Annotated in this window: 15 protein-coding genes and 1 pseudogene; 13 read left to right on the forward strand and 3 right to left on the reverse strand. The window is 64.2% G+C overall.

Annotated features, from left to right (window positions below):
• Nucleotide 1: 1 nt before the first annotated feature.
• Nucleotides 2-1,642 (forward strand): sodium:solute symporter family transporter, encoded by a 1,641-nt coding sequence (locus BLR24_RS29850; RefSeq protein WP_093024248.1) that lies wholly within the window; start codon nucleotides 2-4, stop codon nucleotides 1,640-1,642.
• Here the strand turns inward: BLR24_RS29850 and BLR24_RS29855 are convergent.
• On the reverse strand, nucleotides 1,583-2,986 hold the full coding sequence (locus BLR24_RS29855) for a heavy metal sensor histidine kinase (protein ID WP_093024250.1): 1,404 nt from the start codon (nucleotides 2,984-2,986) through the stop codon (nucleotides 1,583-1,585). The genes BLR24_RS29850 and BLR24_RS29855 overlap by 60 nt on opposite strands.
• A complete protein-coding gene (locus tag BLR24_RS29860; protein ID WP_093024280.1) occupies nucleotides 2,983-3,654 on the reverse strand; it encodes a heavy metal response regulator transcription factor in 672 nt (223 codons plus the stop codon). Before BLR24_RS29860 ends, BLR24_RS29855 begins: the two co-directional genes overlap by 4 nt.
• Nucleotides 3,655-3,832: 178 nt before the next feature.
• Here BLR24_RS29860 and BLR24_RS29865 point away from each other — a divergent pair, with 178 nt between their 5' ends.
• From BLR24_RS29865 to BLR24_RS29875, 3 genes are read left to right on the forward strand one after another with little or no spacing between them, the layout of a single operon-like run.
• The gene (locus BLR24_RS29865; protein ID WP_254787661.1) at nucleotides 3,833-4,414 is read left to right on the forward strand and encodes a DUF5666 domain-containing protein; all 582 of its coding nucleotides are present in this window, start codon (nucleotides 3,833-3,835) and stop codon (nucleotides 4,412-4,414) included.
• Nucleotides 4,415-4,428: 14 nt separating this feature from the next.
• Nucleotides 4,429-5,031 (forward strand): cytochrome b/b6 domain-containing protein, encoded by a 603-nt coding sequence (locus BLR24_RS29870; RefSeq protein WP_254787662.1) that lies wholly within the window; start codon nucleotides 4,429-4,431, stop codon nucleotides 5,029-5,031.
• Complete coding sequence (locus tag BLR24_RS29875; RefSeq protein ID WP_093024256.1) at nucleotides 5,028-5,765, forward strand: molybdopterin-dependent oxidoreductase; 738 nt, start codon at nucleotides 5,028-5,030, stop codon at nucleotides 5,763-5,765. The genes BLR24_RS29870 and BLR24_RS29875 overlap by 4 nt, the downstream gene beginning before the upstream one ends.
• A 110-nt stretch (nucleotides 5,766-5,875) precedes the next feature.
• Here the strand turns inward: BLR24_RS29875 and BLR24_RS29880 are convergent, their stop codons facing one another.
• Nucleotides 5,876-7,249: a sigma-54 interaction domain-containing protein gene (locus BLR24_RS29880; protein WP_093024258.1), complete on the reverse strand. Its 1,374-nt coding sequence runs from the start codon at nucleotides 7,247-7,249 to the stop codon at nucleotides 5,876-5,878.
• A gap of 217 nt (nucleotides 7,250-7,466) precedes the next feature.
• Between BLR24_RS29880 and BLR24_RS29885 the strand changes: the two genes are divergently transcribed.
• From BLR24_RS29885 to BLR24_RS29925, 9 genes and pseudogenes are all read left to right on the forward strand, one after another.
• Nucleotides 7,467-8,258, forward strand: coding sequence for an alpha/beta fold hydrolase (locus BLR24_RS29885; protein ID WP_217636355.1), 792 nt, complete (start codon nucleotides 7,467-7,469; stop codon nucleotides 8,256-8,258).
• A 32-nt stretch (nucleotides 8,259-8,290) separates the two neighbouring features.
• Entirely contained in the window at nucleotides 8,291-9,961 is a 1,671-nt protein-coding gene (locus BLR24_RS29890; protein ID WP_217636356.1) for an MFS transporter, read from the forward strand.
• An 11-nt stretch (nucleotides 9,962-9,972) separates the two neighbouring features.
• A complete protein-coding gene (locus tag BLR24_RS29895) occupies nucleotides 9,973-10,995 on the forward strand; it encodes a CobW family GTP-binding protein (protein WP_093024264.1) in 1,023 nt (340 codons plus the stop codon).
• On the forward strand, nucleotides 10,992-11,759 hold the full coding sequence (nthB, locus tag BLR24_RS29900; RefSeq protein WP_093024266.1) for a nitrile hydratase subunit beta: 768 nt from the start codon (nucleotides 10,992-10,994) through the stop codon (nucleotides 11,757-11,759). Before BLR24_RS29895 ends, nthB begins: the two co-directional genes overlap by 4 nt.
• A complete protein-coding gene (gene nthA / locus BLR24_RS29905; protein ID WP_093024268.1) occupies nucleotides 11,756-12,385 on the forward strand; it encodes a nitrile hydratase subunit alpha in 630 nt (209 codons plus the stop codon). Before nthB ends, nthA begins: the two co-directional genes overlap by 4 nt.
• An 11-nt stretch (nucleotides 12,386-12,396) precedes the next feature.
• Nucleotides 12,397-12,744 carry a nitrile hydratase accessory protein gene (locus tag BLR24_RS29910; RefSeq protein ID WP_093024270.1) on the forward strand — a complete coding sequence of 116 codons (348 nt, stop codon included), beginning with the start codon at nucleotides 12,397-12,399 and terminating at the stop codon, nucleotides 12,742-12,744.
• The gene (locus BLR24_RS29915; protein ID WP_093024272.1) at nucleotides 12,741-13,628 is read left to right on the forward strand and encodes a HoxN/HupN/NixA family nickel/cobalt transporter; all 888 of its coding nucleotides are present in this window, start codon (nucleotides 12,741-12,743) and stop codon (nucleotides 13,626-13,628) included. The genes BLR24_RS29910 and BLR24_RS29915 overlap by 4 nt, the downstream gene beginning before the upstream one ends.
• A gap of 108 nt (nucleotides 13,629-13,736) precedes the next feature.
• Nucleotides 13,737-15,929 (forward strand): TonB-dependent receptor, encoded by a 2,193-nt coding sequence (locus tag BLR24_RS29920; protein ID WP_093024274.1) that lies wholly within the window; start codon nucleotides 13,737-13,739, stop codon nucleotides 15,927-15,929.
• Nucleotides 15,930-15,981: 52 nt separating this feature from the next.
• Nucleotides 15,982-16,463 (forward strand): annotated as a pseudogene (locus BLR24_RS29925) (hypothetical protein); the annotation flags it as partial.

Here is a 16,463-nt window from a genome sequence, read left to right on the forward strand (position 1 = left end):
CATGAAGAAATTGATTGCTGCGTTCGCAGCTTCGGCTTCGGCGACCCACGCGTTGGCGGCGGGGGGAAGCATCGGCTCTCCCTCCGCAATCTCTGTATTGCTTTTCCTCGCAGTGATTTCGATCACGCTCGCCATCACATGGTGGGCAGCGCGGCGAACGTCGTCGGCCAGCGACTTCTACGCGGCGGGAGGACGCATCTCGGGCTTCCAGAACGGACTGGCAATCACCGGCGATGCTTTGTCTGCTGGCGCATTTCTCGGCTTGACTGCGCTGGTCTTCTCGAGCGGGTTTGACGGCCTGATCTACGCCATTGGCTACACGACAGGCTTGCCGATTGTCGTGTTCCTGATGGCGGGAAAGCTGCGCCAATTGGGGAAATTCACCTTCACCGACGTCGTTTGTTCAAGGCTCAGTGGCAGTGCCATACGGGTGTTTTCCGCGTGCGCCTCGCTGATCATTGTCGCGTTCTACCTCATCGCCCAGATGGTCGGCGCCGGGCAGCTGATTCAATTGCTCTTCGGCATCGACTACAACCTCGCCATCGTGCTGGTCGGTGTGTTGATGGTTCTGTACGTCGTCTTTGGTGGAATGATGGCCACGACGTGGGTCCAGATCATCAAGGCCGTGTTGATGCTTGGCGTGGGAGGGGCAATCACGTTCCTGGTGTGGAAGCAGTTTGGCTTCAGCATGGGCGCCTTGCTGCGCAAGGCGGTCGAGGTGCACCCGGGAAAGGACGCAATTCTCTCGCCGACGTCTTTTGCCAAGGATCCGCTGTCAGGGCTTTCGCTCGGTATTGCGCTGATGCTTGGTACCGCGGGCCTGCCCCATGTGCTGATGCGCTTTTTTACCGTGCCCGATGCCAAGGCCGCGCGCACGTCGGTTCTCTGGGCAACCATCTTCATGAACTGCTTCTACGCCATGATCTTCGTCATCGGCTTCGGCGCACTTGCCTTGCTTCGCACGCATCCGGAATACATGGACGCGAAAGGCTTGTTGATCGGCGGCAGCAATACGGCCGCACTGCACCTGTCTCATATCCTTGGCGGCGAGATCATGTTCGGGCTGGTTTCTGCCGTCGCATTCGCCACCATCCTGGCGGTTGTTGCCGGCCTGACCCTGTCTGGCGCTTCGGCGATCAGCCACGACATCTACGGCGCACTGTTTCGGCACAAGACGGCCGACGCGCGGGATGAAATCCGGATCGTTCGTGTGGCCACGATCGGATTGGGTCTTTTTGCGATTGCGCTCGGCATTGCGTTCAAGGGGCAGAACGTCGCCTACATGATCAGCTTGGCGTTCTCGATCGCCTGCTCGTCGACCTTTCCGGTGCTCATTCTTGCGATCTACTGGAAGCGCCTCACAGCAACGGGTGCGGTGGTAGGGGGAAGCGTGGGGCTAGTTTCTTCGCTGGTGCTGACGGTGCTTGGCCCGGCGATCTGGGTCAAGGTGCTTGGACACGCGAGCCCTGTGTTCCCGATAGATCCGCCTGCCTTGATCACCGTTCCTCTTGCCTTTTTGGCCTGCGTGATCGCCAGCCGTTACTGGGCACCGACGGAGTCAACGCCAGGGGACCTGCGGCGCTCACCCCCTCATCGCGGGAAAGCGCAACTCGAACCGAATCAAGCCGGGCACAGGGCATGAGGCGCACACTTCGCCGCCGTGCAATGCCACGATCGCCTTGACGATTGCGAGCCCGAGGCCGTTGGATTCGGTATAGCTGCGTGCAGCGTCGCCTCGGTAGAAGCGGTCGAACAGGCGCCCGAGCTGTTCGGGCGGGACCGGCGCCCCTTCGTTCTCGACAGCGACCGTCGCCGTGTCGCCGTCTTGCGCACCGATCAGCCGCACGATCGTTCCCGGTGTGCCGTGGCGCACTGCATTCACGACGAGGTTGTTGATCGCGCGCCGGCACAGCGCTGCATTGACGAAGGCCTCGCCGCTGGCTTGCACTTCGAACCGAAGCCCGCTCTCATCGGCAGGGCCTTCGAAGTATTCGGCGATCTTCTCGAGCTCGGCATGCAGCGCAATTGGAGCTCGTTCGATCGTCAGCGAAGCATGGTCGGCTTGCGCAAGGAACAGGATGTTCTCCGCGATCTGGCGCAACCGATTCAGCTCTTCGAGGTTCGATTCAAGAAGTTGCTGGTACTCATCGGCGCCGCGAGCCCGTTGCAGCGCGACCTGCGTCTGTCCGATCAGCGCGCCGACGGGAGTGCGGATCTCGTGCGCGAGGTCGGCAGAGAATTGCGAAAGTCGCTCATAGCCGGTGGCAATGCGGTCAAGCATGGCGTTGAAAGCGACGACCATGTGCTGCACTTCGAGCGGCGCGTCATGCTCCGGCAGCCGCACGGCGAGATTGATCGGGTTGATCAAGGCCGCCTTGCCGGCAACCCGGTGCAGCGGCCTCAGGCCATGCCGCAGCACCAGATACGCAAGAATGGTCGAAGCGAGCATCGCGACAAGGGCGCTGAGGATTACGCGATCCCGGTTGGCGCGAATCATCCTCACCTCGTTGGTCAGCGGGTGGCCGGCCACCACCTCCACCATGTCGCCATTGCGGCCCGAACGCGCGAGCGCCGCGACCCAATGCATCGGCACGCCATCCGCCGTCGGGATGTTGAGTACGTTCCCGATCGCCAGGTCGCGATCGGCCGCAACTGCGGCGAGCGCGCCGGGCACCGGAAAACGACGGGGGTTGACGTCGATGAAGGGCGCCTCGCCAGGCCGGCGCAGCAGCAGCACATCGCTCTCGGCGCCGAGCATGGCCGTGAACAGCGACGGCCGCTCGTGCAGGTCGGCGATCGTCTGCACGTTGCCCACCAGCCCGCGGAAGTGCTCGACGCGACCGATCAGCCGCGTGTCCAGCTGCTCGGTGATCGCCGACCGCGCGGAATAAAAAAAGTAGGCGCCGAGCATGCCGGTGACCGCGCACGCAATCAGGGCAAGCAGCAGGGTGGCTCGCACTGCCAGCGATCGCGGCAGCCACCTCATGGCGCGTCGCCGAACGAATAGCCGATGCTGCGCGCCGTGTGGATCAACTTTTTCTCGAACGGCTGATCGATCTTCGCGCGAAGGCGCTTGATCGCGACGTCGACGACATTGGTATCGCTGTCGAAGTTCATGTCCCACACTTCGGAGGCGATCAGCGTGCGCGAGAGCGCCTCGCCTTGCCGCTTGATCAGCAGTTGCAGCAGAAGGAACTCCTTGTTCGTCAGCGCAATCTCCTTGCCTTCGCGGGTGATCTTGCGGCGCAGGACGTCAACCTTCAGATCGGCGAACTCGTAGAACTCGGCTTCGCGCACGATGCCCCGGCGCAGCAGCGTGCGGATGCGCAGTACCAGTTCTATGAACGAGAAGGGCTTGACGAGATAGTCGTCGGCGCCGAGTTCAAGGCCGCGGATGCGGTCGTCCAGGCGGTCGCGCGCGGTGAGAAAGAGCACAGGCAGGTCCCGCTTGTCGCGCAAGGCTTGCATGATCTGCCAGCCGTCGATGCCGGGCAGCATCACGTCAAGCACAACGAGCTCGTAGGCGTGTTCAAGCGCCATGTGCAGCCCATCCGTTCCGGTGCGCGCAAGGTCCACGGCATAGCCGCTTTCTTTCAAGCCCTTTTTCAGGTAGTCGCCCGTCTTCGGGTCGTCTTCGATAACAAGGATGCTCATGGGAGTGTGGTTGCCATTCTCTCTTGCGGGGCGGTGCCGGTTCATGACTTTTTTGTCATCCGAATGTCATGCCCGTGAGCGCGGGCGATCCCTAGAGTGACCTGTCTTCATTCTCTACGGCTCATCCATGAACACCAGATTCGGAAAACTCCTTCGGACCTTCGCCCTCCCGACCTTGATGAGCGCCGGCCTGCTAGGCGGCAGCTACGCCGTGCACGCCCAGACGCCGCCGCCGGTGGGTGTGCGCGGCGCGATTACCGCCGTCAGCGGCGATGCGATCCAAGTCCGCACCAATCGCGGTGAAGACCTGACGGTCAAGATCAACAGCAACACGCAGGTTCGCGCGGTCACGCTCGCCAAAGTGAGCGACATCAAGCCCGGCAGCTACATCGGAACGGCGGCGACGCCGCTGCCCGACGGTTCTCTGAAAGCGCTTGAAGTGCATGTTTTCCCGCCAGCGATGGCGGGCACCGGGGATGGCCACCGTGCCTGGGATCTAGCGCCCAAAAGCACCATGACCAATGGCACCGTCGGCGACCTGGTCGCGACCAACGGCCGTACCCTGACTCTCAAGTACAAGGGCGGCGAGAAGAAGATCGTCGTGCCGGATGATGTGCCGATCGTCAACCTCGAACCCGGTGACCGCTCGTTGCTCACGGTGGGCACCAAGGTCGTCTTGTTCGCGACGAAGGAAGCCGATTCAGGCCTGTCCGCCAACTTCATCTCCGCGGGCAAGGACGGCGTGACGCCGCCGATGTGAGGATGAAGAGCACGATGATTCATCCGCTGGCGGTGCGCGCCGCCCACTGGGTCAATGCGTTCGCCATGACCTGCATGCTGATGAGCGGTTGGACGATCTACAACGCGTCGCCGATCCTGCCGTTCCAGTTCCCCGCCTGGATGACGCTCGGCGGTTGGCTTGGTGGCGCCATTGCGTGGCACTTTGCGGCGATGTGGCTGCTCGTCGCGAACGGCCTGCTGTATTTGCTCTACGGCATTGCCAGCGGTCATTTTCGTCGCGAGTTCTTTCCGATTCGCGCCAGCGAGTTGCTGCGCGACGCCGGACGTGCGCTGAGATTGCGGCTCCCGCACGAAGTCGGCCACTACAACGCGGTGCAGCGCTTCGCCTATGTCATCGTGCTGCTGTTTGGCGTGCTCGTCGTCGCATCGGGGCTCGCGATCTGGAAGCCCGTGCAGCTGGCATGGCTGGCCGGCCTTTTTGGTGGCTTCGATTTCGCGCGCAAGGTGCACTTTGCGGCAATGGCCGGGATCGTCGGCTTCATCGCGATCCATCTGCTGCTCGTCCTCCTCGTGCCGCGCACGCTGCTGCCGATGGTCATCGGACGTGCGCGGACCTCTCACCGTATCGCATCATGATCAAGCTCTCGGATCACAAGACGCAGCTCGCGAGCCTGGAGCGACGGCTGCTGCTGCGTTCGTCGTTGTCGATTGGCGCGCTCTCGATGCTGTCGGGCTGCAACCTGCAGGACGACGACCAGGCCGACAAAGTCCTGTGGGCGCTGTCGCGCTGGAACGACCGCGTGCAGGCCCGCCTCTTCAGCGGCAGCCGCCTCGCGCCGACCTATGCGGCGAGCCAGGTCACGAAGCCGTTCCCCTTCAACGCGTTCTACCCAGAGTTCGATGCGCCCCAGGTCGACTTGTCGAGCTGGCGGCTTGAAGTCTCGGGACTGGTCGCCGACAAGACGGCGTGGACCGCCGAGCGCCTGCGCACGCTGCCGCAAGCGCAGCAGATCACGCGCCATATCTGCATCGAGGGTTGGAGCGCGATCGGCGACTGGCGCGGCGTGCCGCTCAAGACTTTTCTGCAGCGCATTGGCGCGGACACGACGGCGCGCTTCGTCGGCTTCAGATGTGCCGACCGCTATCACTCGAGCCTCGACATGGCCAGCGCGCTGCACCCGCAGACGCTGCTTGCGCTCGACTTTGGCAACGAAGCGCTGCCGACGGCCAACGGCTTCCCCCTGCGGCTGAGTGTTCCGACCAAGCTCGGGTTCAAGAGCGCGAAGCACGTCGCCGCGATCTTCGTTTCCAACACGAATCCCGGGGGCTATTGGGAAGACCAGGGGTACAACTGGTTCAGCGGAATATGACATCGGCAACCCGGCGACCTTGCCGCCGAGAAATTGATCCCCTTATGGCCGCGCTTGGTGTTCTGTTTGATCGCCTCGGACTTGAACTCTTCAAGCCTGGTGTGTGATCGTCAAAACAAAGCAGGTGAGCGCCGAAGCTCCCGGTATAGCGTTGCACGGCTGATGCCCAGCCTGCGCGCGGCCTCGTCCTTGTCGCCGCCAGTCTCCGCGAGCGTCTGTCGGATGCAGGCATCGCGCTCGCGATCGAGATGTGACTGCAAGGTGGTCGCTCGCGGCGTTCCGTGGCGACCGGCAATGGCGTGCGGGGGCTTCGCGGCAGGCTCATCCGGCAGCCCGGCCTCGCCAGAGAGCAGAAAGCGCAGCAGTGCAGCTTCCAGTTGTCGCACGTTCCCCGGCCAGTCGAAGGCCAGCCATCGCGCGCGAACAGAAGGGGGCACCCGGCGCCCCGGCAGGCCTTCGCGCAGCGCGATGCGCTCGAGCAACTGCTCGGCCAACCACTCCAGGTCGTCGCGCTCGCGCAGCGCCGGCATGTGCACGCCAAGCACATTGAGCCGGTAGTACAGGTCGGCCCTGAACTGGCCCGCGTCCACACGCTCCTGAAGGTCGCGGTGGGTGGCGCAGACGACGCGGGTGTCGATCGGAATCGGCGATACGCCGCCCACGCGCACGATCTCCTGGTTCTGCACGGCCCTCAGGAGGCTGGCCTGCAGGCTGAGGGGCATGTCGCCGATCTCGTCGAGGAACAGCGTGCCGCCGCTCGCGAGCTCGAACTTGCCCGGCTTGCCGCGTGTCCGGGCGCCGGTGAAGGCGCCGCCTTCGTAGCCGAAGAGCTCCGCATCGATCAACGATTCGGGAATGGACGCGCAGTTGACCCACACGAACGGCCGCCGGGCGCGCGGCGACAGTGCGTGGATCGCGTTGGCTGCCAGTTCCTTTCCGCTGCCGGTTTCGCCCTGGACGAGCACGGGCAGCGAGAGCGGCGCGGCCTGTTCGATGGCCGCACGCACCGCCTCCATCCGGGCGCCCCGGCCCAGGATGTCGTCGAGCCCGTAGCGCGCGGTCCATGGCGTGGGCGGGCTGTGGATGGCGCGCCCCTGGTCGCCGACGACAGCCACCGCCTTCTTCAGCGCCGCCATGTTGGAGAACAGCGCCAGACCGACCGCGCCGATGATTCGCTCGTCCTGGTAGACGGGCACCTGCCGCGCGAGTAACTGGTGGCCCCGCACTTCGAGCGGCATCATGGTCACGGAGAGGTCGCCGCGCGCCACATGGTGCAGGCGCGTCTTCGGCGACACGACATCGGTGATGTGCCGGCCGATGAAGTCTTCCTGGGGGCCGCCCAGCAGACGGCAGTAGGGCGCATTGATGAGCACGACACGGCCATTGGTGTCGACCGCCACCAGGCAATCGGACACATGGTCGAGCACGCGGCGCAGGAACTCTGCCTCGTTCTGGCCGGAGCCGAACCATTCGGGAAAGGGCATTTGTCGTCTCGTTATTGCGACGTTAGGACTCAATACTGAGACTAAGGCATGTGCTCCAAGCCGTCAATCGAAGCCTTGGTGAGAATTTCTTCAAGCAAATCAAGTACTTGTCGAAATCGCGAAGACGTCCGCCGAGCGGGCCTCGGATTTGCTCTGTGCCCTCCGCCTCGCATTCGACGCCGCGCGGCGGCTTCCACCCTTTCACCTGGAAATGCACATGAACGACACTATTTCAATCGGAGACATGCACGTGCGCGTGGCGGGCCACGGCCCGGCGCTCGTCTTTTGCCACGGCTTCACCACGACCGGCGAGTTCTGGCGCCAGCAGATGGGCGCGTTCTCGCGCGACCACCGATTGGTGGTGCCCGATCTGCCTGGCCACGGCCGCTCGGCATCGCCGCGCTCGCGCCGCTACACGATCGATGCGTTCGTGAACGACCTCGTGCTGCTGTTCGACAAGCTGCATCTCGACGACGCCATCCTCGTGGGGCTTTCGATGGGCGGCACGATCGCCCAACGCTTCGCGCTCGCGCACCCAAGCCGCCTGCGCGCGCTGGTGCTGGTGGGCGCCACGCCGCACGGACTCGGCCCCGACGTGAACGTGAAAAATGTGTTGCGTGCCATCGACACACTTGGCGTCACCGCGGCAAGCCAGGCAGTGATCGACCGCTCGTTCGCCTCGGCCGCCTCGGCCGACCTGGTGGCCTTTGCGCGCGAACAGGTCGCGCAGACGCCGGAATTCGTCGCTCGCGAAGCCATCGTCTCGCTGAACGAGGCAGACAGCCGGGCGCAACTCGCCCGTCTGGCATTGCCGACGCTCGTCGTCTGCGGCGAGGAGGACGCCATCACGCCGCCGGCCGAGTCGCATGCGCTCGCCGCCGGCATTACCGGCGCAATACTGCAGCTGGTGCCCAGCGCCGCGCACTTCCCGATGCTCGAGCAGCCGGAGCGCTTCAATGCAATCTTGCGCGACTTCATCGCTCGCATCGACAACCGGGGCGGCGCTTGACGCGCGCCCGCCATACATCAAGGAGTATGGACATGACAACAACAGTTGAAACATCCCCCGCAACGCCCGAGCGTTCGCGTGAAACGCGCCGGGTGGTCTTCGCGGCGGCGCTGGGCACGGTGCTGGAGTGGTATGACTTCTTCATCTACGGCAGCCTTGCCGTGTTCTTTGGCGGCTTGTTCTTTCCCAAGGGCAACGAGTCGGCGGCCATTCTCGCGTCGCTTGCGACCTTCGGCGCAGGCTTCGTGCTGAGGCCGTTCGGTGCGATCGTCTTCGGCCGTCTGGGCGATCTGGTCGGGCGCAAGAAGACTTTCCTCGTGACGATGATGATCATGGGCACCGCCACCGCCGCGATTGGCTTCCTGCCCACGTTCGAGACCATCGGCTGGGCCGCGCCCGCGCTTCTGGTGTTGCTGCGTCTTCTGCAGGGGCTGGCGATCGGCGGCGAGTTCGGCGGCGCGGTCACCTACATCGCCGAGCATTCCGATCCACGCCGCCGGGGCTTCATGACCAGCTGGCTGCAGATCACCGGCACCATCGGACTGCTCGTCTCCCTGGGCGTGATCATGGTGCTGCGCTCATCGATGTCAGCCGAGTCCTTTGCCTTGTGGGGATGGCGCGTGCCGTTCATGCTGTCGATCGGGCTGCTCGCGTACTCGCTCTACGTTCGCATGCGGCTGGAAGAGTCGCCCGTGTTCCTCGAAATGAAAGCGCACGGCAAGGGCTCGCGAAACCCGGTCAAGGACACCTTCGGCGATCCGCGCACCCTGCGCATCGTGCTGGTGACGATCTTCGGCGCCGTGGCCGGGCAGGCGGTGATCTGGTACACCGCGCACTTCTACAGCTTGCAATTCCTCACCGCGACGCTCAAGCTTCCGCCGCAGTCCGCCTACGCCTACCTCACGATCGCGCTGGTGCTGGCCACTCCGTTCTTCGTGCTCTTCGGCTGGCTGTCTGACCTGATCGGGCGCAAGTGGATCATGCTGACGGGCTGCCTGCTTTCCGCAATCCTGTTCATGCCGCTTTTCCAGGGCATGGCCAAGTACGGCAACCCGGCGCAGGAGGAGTTCCGCGCCAGCACCCAGGTCGTCATCCAAGGCGGCGACTGCAGCGAGGACCAGTCCTTCATCGGCCAGCTGTTCCAGCCGAAGGCGACCAAGCCGTGCACGCGCGCCCGCTCGTTCCTAGCTGCGCAAAGCGTGCCGTACACGTTGCGGCCGCAGGCGGGCGAACTGCAGTTCGTGGTCGCCGAAACGACGCTGACCGGTTTCGATGAAGTGGCACTGCGCCGCGTGCTGGTCGAGCGCGGCATGCCGCTCACGGCCGATCCGGCACGCGTGAATGCGCCCATGGTCGTGCTGATGCTGTTCGTGCTGGTGTTACTCGCGACCATGGTGTACGGCCCGATGGGCGCGTTCCTGGTCGAGCAGTTTCCGACGCAGGTGCGCTACAGCGGCGTCTCCGTGGCTCTGCAGTTCGGCAACGGCTGGATCGGCGGATTCGCGCCATTCATCGCCACTGCAATGGTCGTAAGCAGCGGCGACATCTTCCGTGGCCTCATCTACACCATTGCTGTAGCGTTACTCACGCTTGTGGTGGGTGCCTTCTGCATTCGTGATCGCCGGGGGCTTGACATGCGCGAGCCGGTAGCGGCAACGGAAACGCCGCGCGCCGCTTCGACGCTCGCTGCGTCGGAACAGTAGCCCGGACCGCCATGGCTCTAGCCAAGATACCCGTCACGATCGTCACCGGCTTTCTCGGGGCCGGCAAGACCACGCTCGTGAACCATCTGCTGGCGCAGTGCAGCGGCACCTACATCGGCATCATCGTCAACGAATTCGGCGAGGTCGGCATCGACGGCCAACTGATCGTTGCCGATGACCAGCCGCTGATCGAGATCACCAATGGCTGCGTTTGCTGCACGGTGCGAAAGGACCTGACGGCGGCGGTGAACGAGCTCCTGCAACGCGCCGAACGTCCGATCGAGCGGCTGATCATCGAGACCTCCGGCCTGGCCGATCCCGCACCGGTGCTGCAGAGCTTTCTCGCCGATGCCGACCTGCTGCAGCGCGTGGAGCTCGAGTCGGTGGTCACCGTCGCCGATGCCCACCACATCCTGCTCCATATTGGCGACGACATCGTGCGCGAGCAGATCGCCTTTGCCGACGTGATCGTGCTCAACAAGGTCGAGATCCCCAGCGCATCGGAGCTGGAGCAACTCGAGGGAGAGCTGCGCCGGCTGAATCCGGCCGCGCACCTGGTCCGCACTGAGCGGGCACAGGTGTCGGCCGCCGAGCTGCTGGGCATGAAGCGCTTCTCCTTGCCGCACGTGCTGTCAATCGAGCCCGATCTGCTGGACGGCGAAGCGCATGACCACGAGCACGACACCTCGATCGGCTCGTGCTGCATTGAAACTGACGGTGCCATCGACCCGGAGCGGTTCAGCCGCTGGATGAACCAACTGATCCAGCGCGAAGGCGCACGACTGATGCGCACGAAGGGCGTGCTTCACTTCAACGGCGAGGTGCGCCAGTTCCACTGTCATAGCGTGCACATGCTGCTGGATGCGCGGCCTGGGCGGCGATGGGGTCCCGACGAGCCGCGTCGCAGCAAGCTGGTCTTCATCGGACGGGAGCTGGCGGGCGACGCCTTGCGCGAGGGCTTTCTCGGATGTCTCGCGGTTCAACCTGATCGGGCGGTGGAGCGTGCCGCCGAATCTGAAATGGAGCACCCATGAAACTCCAGCATGCGCTGGGTGGCCTTGAGAACCTCGGGCCTGTGAGTCTGGAAACCCGAGTCTTCGTGCAGGAATGGGAGAAGCGCATCTTCGGTATCCACACGGTGATGATGGCCGAGAGTGCCCACCTTGCGGAAGCGTTGCCGAAGTATCCGATGGCCAGCTTGCCCACCACGTTCCAGCACACCTGGACTTGGGCCTCGCTGCGCACGGGCGCGGAGAGCATGCAGCCCTTCGAGTACTTCAAGTTTCGCTACTACGAGAAATGGCTGATGGGCATCAGCCAGTTCTTCGTCGACGAGGGCTACATCACCGCCCAAGAGCTGGCCTGGTGGACCGCGCACTATCGCGTCCAGCCCGACGCGCCGCTGCCCGATCGGCCCAGCGAGCCGATCAAACATCAGATCGTCGACTATCTGCTGCAAGGCGACTCCGGCCTGCGGCCGCTGCCGCATGCGCCTCGGTTCATGCTCGCCCAGACGGTGCAGGTGGCCGACCCCGCTGCGGCCGATCACACGCGGCTACCCGGCTACCTGCGCAACAAGAAGGGCACTGTCCGCGAGGTGTACCCGGGTGCCTTCGAGTATTTCTGTTCCACCGGACCTGACGGGCTGGAAGGACCAATGCCGGTGTACCGCGTCGCGTTCGACGCGAGCGACATCTGGGGCCCCGAGCTCTGCGAGCCGAACACGACCATCTACGCCGACCTCTTCGAGGTCTACCTGCAACCCCGAACACCCGAGGAAGAAGAGAAAACGCCATGAGCAGCGACCTGTTCAAGTACAACGACGAGCGCGAAGCAGCGAGCGCGGCGAAGGTGCGCGCACTGGAGGCCCTGCTGATCGAGAAGGGCGTGATCGGCAGCGACTCGGTCGATGCGGTGCTCGATCATTTCGAGAAGATCGCGGGACCGTTCAACGGTGCGCGCATCGTTGCGCGGGCTTGGGTCGATCCGGCCTACAAGGAGCGCCTGCTCGACGATACGCCTCAGGCCATTGCCGAACTTCAGCTGCCATTGGGCATGGAGGGCGCCGAGGGTGAGCACATGGCCGCAGTGGCCAATGGTCCGGGTGTGCACAACCTGATCATCTGCACGCTCTGTTCCTGCTATCCGTGGCCGGTGCTCGGGCTGCCGCCGTACTGGTACAAGGATCCGGTGTTCCGCGCCCGAGGCGTGCGCGAGCCACGCGCTGTCCTGCGCGAGTTCGGCGTGCCGATAAGCGAACACACTGAAGTGAAAGTGTGGGACAGCAGCGCGCAAATCCGCTGGTTCGTCGTGCCCGAGCGGCCGGCCGACACCGACGGCTTCAGCGAAGAGCAACTGGCTGCGCTGGTCACGCCGGAGGCGATGATGGGCGTCGCGCTGGTACTGCCACCTATAGCGGCCTGAGGCGGAGTGTCATGTTCACTCGCTTCGAGGAATATGCAGCTTCTCAAATGCTGGGCCATGCCGACTCGCCGCCGCGTAGCCACGGCAAGCTGTTTTTTGCAGAGGCCTGGCAACGGCAACTCTTCGGGTTGACGCTGGCGGTGGCCAAGCAGGGGCACTTCGACTGGGAGGACTTCCGCCAGCACTTGATTGAATCGATCGGCGACTGGGAACGGCTCGACTGCGCTGCGCAGCCGCCCTGGGACTACTACGAGCGGTTCTTTGGGGCGCTGCTGCAGGTTCTGGAGCGGCAGCAGGTGGTGACTGAAGGCGAACTGGCCTGGGTCTTGGCCGATCGGCCGTTGCGGAGCCACGAATGAGCGCCGAGTGGCTGTCCTTTTCGGGCTTGGTCCTGATGTTCGCTCTGGGGCTGCGGCACGGTTTGGACCCGGACCACATTGCCTGTATCGACGGACTGACCTGGCGGGCACTCAATCATTCGCATGCCCATGCAGGTTGGATCGGGAGCTTGTTCGCTCTCGGTCACGGCCTGCTGGTCACGCTGATCGCGGTGATCGTCAGCAAGCTGGAGCTTCACTTCGATCCCCCGGGCTTCGTAGTGACCGTATTCGGATGGATTCCAACCTTGCTGCTGATCGCGGTTGGTTGCCTCAATCTGCGCCTGCTGCTGCGCAGGGACGAGGCTTACGCGCCGACTGGTTGGAGAATGAGCCTGATCCCTGCACGCCTGCGAAAGCAGTCGAGTGCCTGGTCGGTGGTGGTGATCGGCGTGCTGTTCGCCACCGTCTTCGACACCGCCACACAGGCGGCAGCCTGGGGCTACGTCGCCAGCAACAAGAACGGCGGTGCATGGGCTGCCTTGCTCGCAGGGATGACCTTCACGGCAGGGATGATGGTCACCGATACGCTGGACGGCCGCATCATCTGCCGAATCGGCCGAGGCATCGAAAATCCCGAGGCAGGGCGCCGTGTGCGCCGGACGCTGGGCTGGCTCATCGTTGCCATCTCATTCGGCGTAGCTGTCTACAACGTGGCCAAGGCGTTGTTGCCGGAAGTCGAACTCGACCACATGGCGTTTTCAGTCGCCGGCGCTGCGCTGGTTGTTGTCATGCTGGGCATCTGGGCGTGGAGTGCCAGGCGCGCACGCAGTGCGCGAGCGGCCGTCATGCCGGGCCTTTGGGAAGACTCGCCCCCAACACGCCTTCCTTCGCGGACCTTGTCGCCCCGCAGCGTACGTCGGTGAACCGCAGATGCCAGCCCACGGCGCGGCCGCGGTCCGGTGACCACGAGTGCCTCTCTGCCCTGAGCTTGGCAACCCAGCGCTTCCATTGTCTTCTTCTCCGGTTCTCTCATGGTCAAACAAATCGCATTCCCGGGCGTCGTCGTTCTGGTGGTGAGCACCTCGACGCTGGCGCAAGTGAGCCTGCAAGCCGTTGAGGTGACAGCCACGCAGCAGGATCAGTCTCCATCTCTGCAGGCAACGCCCGCGGTTGGCAGCCGGCTAGGTCTGACCGCCCGCGAAACGCCTGCTTCTGTGGAGGTGATCACGCAGGAAATGATGGAGCGGCGCGGCGCGCGAACTTTCGAGGAGGCATTGCGCGGCAGTGTGGGGATGACCGCGGGTGGCGCGCCTGGTTCCCCCTCCGTGGCATCGACACGCGGCTTCACGGGCGGCTTCATCACCTACCTGTTCGATGGCGATCGGGTGGCAGTGGCCTCGATGGTGAGCCGGCCGCAGGACACCTGGAACTACGAGCGCATCGAAGTCCTGAAGGGCCCCGCTTCGGTGCTCTACGGCGAAGGTGCCATCGGCGCGGCCGTCAATTTCGTGACCAAGCGGCCCGACCGAAACAACCCGGGTGCGGAGGCCATGCTGTCCTACGGCAGTTTCGGCACGGTGCGTGCCGGCGTCGGCCTGGGCGTCAACATCGGCGAATCGAGTGCTTTGCGGCTGGACTACAGCCGCCAGGAGACCAGCGGGTACATCGACCGCAACAAGCAGCGGTACGACAACCTCACCATGGGGTTCACCACGGCCCTGACGCGTGACCTGACGCTCGATCTGGCGATGGACTATTCCAAAGACAGCGCGCTGTCTTACCAGGGGACGCCGCTGGTGCCGCGCGCCTTTGCGCTGCAGCCGACCGGCATCGTTGGCGACTCGGCAGGGCGGGTGGTCGATCGCAGCATCGCCTTTCGCAACTACAACGTCGACGATGCCCAGATGAGCGCGCGCAGCCTCTGGACGCGTGCCAAACTGACCTGGCAGATCGCGCCGGAATGGAAGCTGCGCAACGAACTGTCCTACTACACGGCGGACAGGGCGTGGCGCAATGCGGAGTCCTTTGCCTTTGCCGCGCCCGGGCGGATCGTGCGGGACCTGATCGGGATCACGCACGACCACCAGATCCTGACGAATCGGCTCGATCTCATGAACACCTCGGCCATCGCCGGAATGAAGAACCGGTTCGTGGCGGGCCTCGAGTACATGAAGACCGATTTTTCCTCCAACCGCGATTTTTCGAATGGATCGGCCGCGGCCGACAACGCCCTCACGGTGGGTGAGGGCGCCACTTTTCATGGAAGCTACGGCGCCCTTGCCGCCAATCCGGCGCTCTACGTCGGCGCCGGCAACCGCACGATCTTCGGCGCACGAATCCCCACCAGCGCGCTGTTCCTGGAAGACGCCTTGTCCATCAGCCACCGCTGGACCGTCGTGGGCGGTTTGCGCCAGGACGACGTGAAGCTGGAGCGCCAGAGCGTGGACCTGAACACCCGCACCCTGACATCGTTCACCCAGAAGTACAGGCCGACGTCGGCGCGGCTGGGCGTGGTGTTCGCCATCGACCCCGACACATCGGTCTATGCGCAGTACACCAGCGCGAGCGCGCCGATCGGCACGGGCAACCTCTTGTTGCTCTCGGCCGCAAACAGTGCCTTCAGCCTCTCGACGGGCAAGCAGTTCGAGGTTGGCATCAAGCAGTCGGCTTTCGGCGGGCGGCTCGACTACACGGTGGTGGCTTACAAGATCGAACTCGATAACGTGCTTTCGCGCGATTTCAGCAACCCGACGCTCACCGTCAACAGCGGCAAGCAGTCCGCCCGCGGCCTTGAACTCGCCGCGGCCTGGAAGGCGACGCGCGACCTGACGCTGAGCGGCAACCTGGCGCGCGTCGATGCGCAGTTCGACCAATTGATCGAGGCCGGCCACGTTTCGCGCGCCGGCAACACACCGCCGAACGTGCCGAAGACCGTTGCCAATCTCTGGGCCGACTACAAGGTTCCCGGATGGCCGGTGCGCGTGGGCGCGGGCGTCAACCGGACCGGCCACTCCTACGCCAACAACGCCAACACGGTGCGCATGAACGGGTACACAACGGCCAGCGCCTATGCGACATGGGCGCTGCCAAAGGGCGACCTCACGTTTCGCGTGCGCAACCTGACGGACAAGCTCTACGCCTATTGGAGCGGCGCGAATTCGAACAACCAGGTCATGATCGGCGCACCGCGCAGTTTCGAAGTCAGCTACCGGTCGGCTTTCTGATGAGCGTGCGAAACATTCTGATGAGCGTGCGAAACAAGTCGATGGCAAAGGCATGAAGCCGGCCCTGATCTTCATCCACAAGTGGCTCGGCATCTCGCTGGCGCTGCTGTTCCTGATGTGGTTTCTCAGCGGCATCGTGCTGTACTACGTGCCGTTCCCCAACCTCACGCAGTCAGAGCGCCAGGCCGGAATGCAGCCCCTGGCGCCGGCCGCCGATTGCTGCCTGACGGCGGAAGAAGCGGCAAGACGAGCTGGCGTGGCGTTCACCGAAGCACGTCTCGCGATGGCCGGGGAAGAGATGCCGGCCTGGCGGCTCCTGGTCGATGCCGGCAACAAGAACGCCCCGCGGTGGCAATCGCTCGATGCCCGCACCGGTGCGGGCATGGCGCCGCTGACATCCGTCCACGCCATGAGGGTGGCCGAGACCTTCAGCGGCCGGCGGGCGCTGCGGGCCGAGGGGCTCGAGCGTGACCAGTGGACGGTTCCGCAAGGATTGGACCCTTACCGTCCTCTTTTCAAAGTCAGCCTGGAAGG

The organism is Variovorax sp. OV700, from assembly GCF_900099805.1.
GTDB lineage: Bacteria > Pseudomonadota > Gammaproteobacteria > Burkholderiales > Burkholderiaceae_C > Variovorax.

Bases quoted from the DNA above. Each gene is read 5' to 3' on its own strand.
- BLR24_RS29885 (WP_217636355.1), top strand. From the start codon at position 7,467: ATGAACGACACTATTTCAATCGGAGACATGCACGTGCGCGTGGCGGGC.
- BLR24_RS29855 (WP_093024250.1), bottom strand. From the start codon at position 2,986: ATGAGGTGGCTGCCGCGATCGCTGGCAGTGCGAGCCACCCTGCTGCTT.
- BLR24_RS29915 (WP_093024272.1), top strand. From the start codon at position 12,741: ATGAGCGCCGAGTGGCTGTCCTTTTCGGGCTTGGTCCTGATGTTCGCT.
- BLR24_RS29920 (WP_093024274.1), top strand. From the start codon at position 13,737: ATGGTCAAACAAATCGCATTCCCGGGCGTCGTCGTTCTGGTGGTGAGC.
- BLR24_RS29870 (WP_254787662.1), top strand. From the start codon at position 4,429: ATGATTCATCCGCTGGCGGTGCGCGCCGCCCACTGGGTCAATGCGTTC.
- BLR24_RS29890 (WP_217636356.1), top strand. From the start codon at position 8,291: ATGACAACAACAGTTGAAACATCCCCCGCAACGCCCGAGCGTTCGCGT.
- BLR24_RS29875 (WP_093024256.1), top strand. From the start codon at position 5,028: ATGATCAAGCTCTCGGATCACAAGACGCAGCTCGCGAGCCTGGAGCGA.
- nthB (WP_093024266.1), top strand. From the start codon at position 10,992: ATGAAACTCCAGCATGCGCTGGGTGGCCTTGAGAACCTCGGGCCTGTG.
- BLR24_RS29880 (WP_093024258.1), bottom strand. From the start codon at position 7,249: ATGCCCTTTCCCGAATGGTTCGGCTCCGGCCAGAACGAGGCAGAGTTC.
- BLR24_RS29865 (WP_254787661.1), top strand. From the start codon at position 3,833: ATGAGCGCCGGCCTGCTAGGCGGCAGCTACGCCGTGCACGCCCAGACG.
- BLR24_RS29910 (WP_093024270.1), top strand. From the start codon at position 12,397: ATGTTCACTCGCTTCGAGGAATATGCAGCTTCTCAAATGCTGGGCCAT.
- BLR24_RS29895 (WP_093024264.1), top strand. From the start codon at position 9,973: ATGGCTCTAGCCAAGATACCCGTCACGATCGTCACCGGCTTTCTCGGG.
- BLR24_RS29850 (WP_093024248.1), top strand. From the start codon at position 2: ATGAAGAAATTGATTGCTGCGTTCGCAGCTTCGGCTTCGGCGACCCAC.
- BLR24_RS29860 (WP_093024280.1), bottom strand. From the start codon at position 3,654: ATGAGCATCCTTGTTATCGAAGACGACCCGAAGACGGGCGACTACCTG.
- nthA (WP_093024268.1), top strand. From the start codon at position 11,756: ATGAGCAGCGACCTGTTCAAGTACAACGACGAGCGCGAAGCAGCGAGC.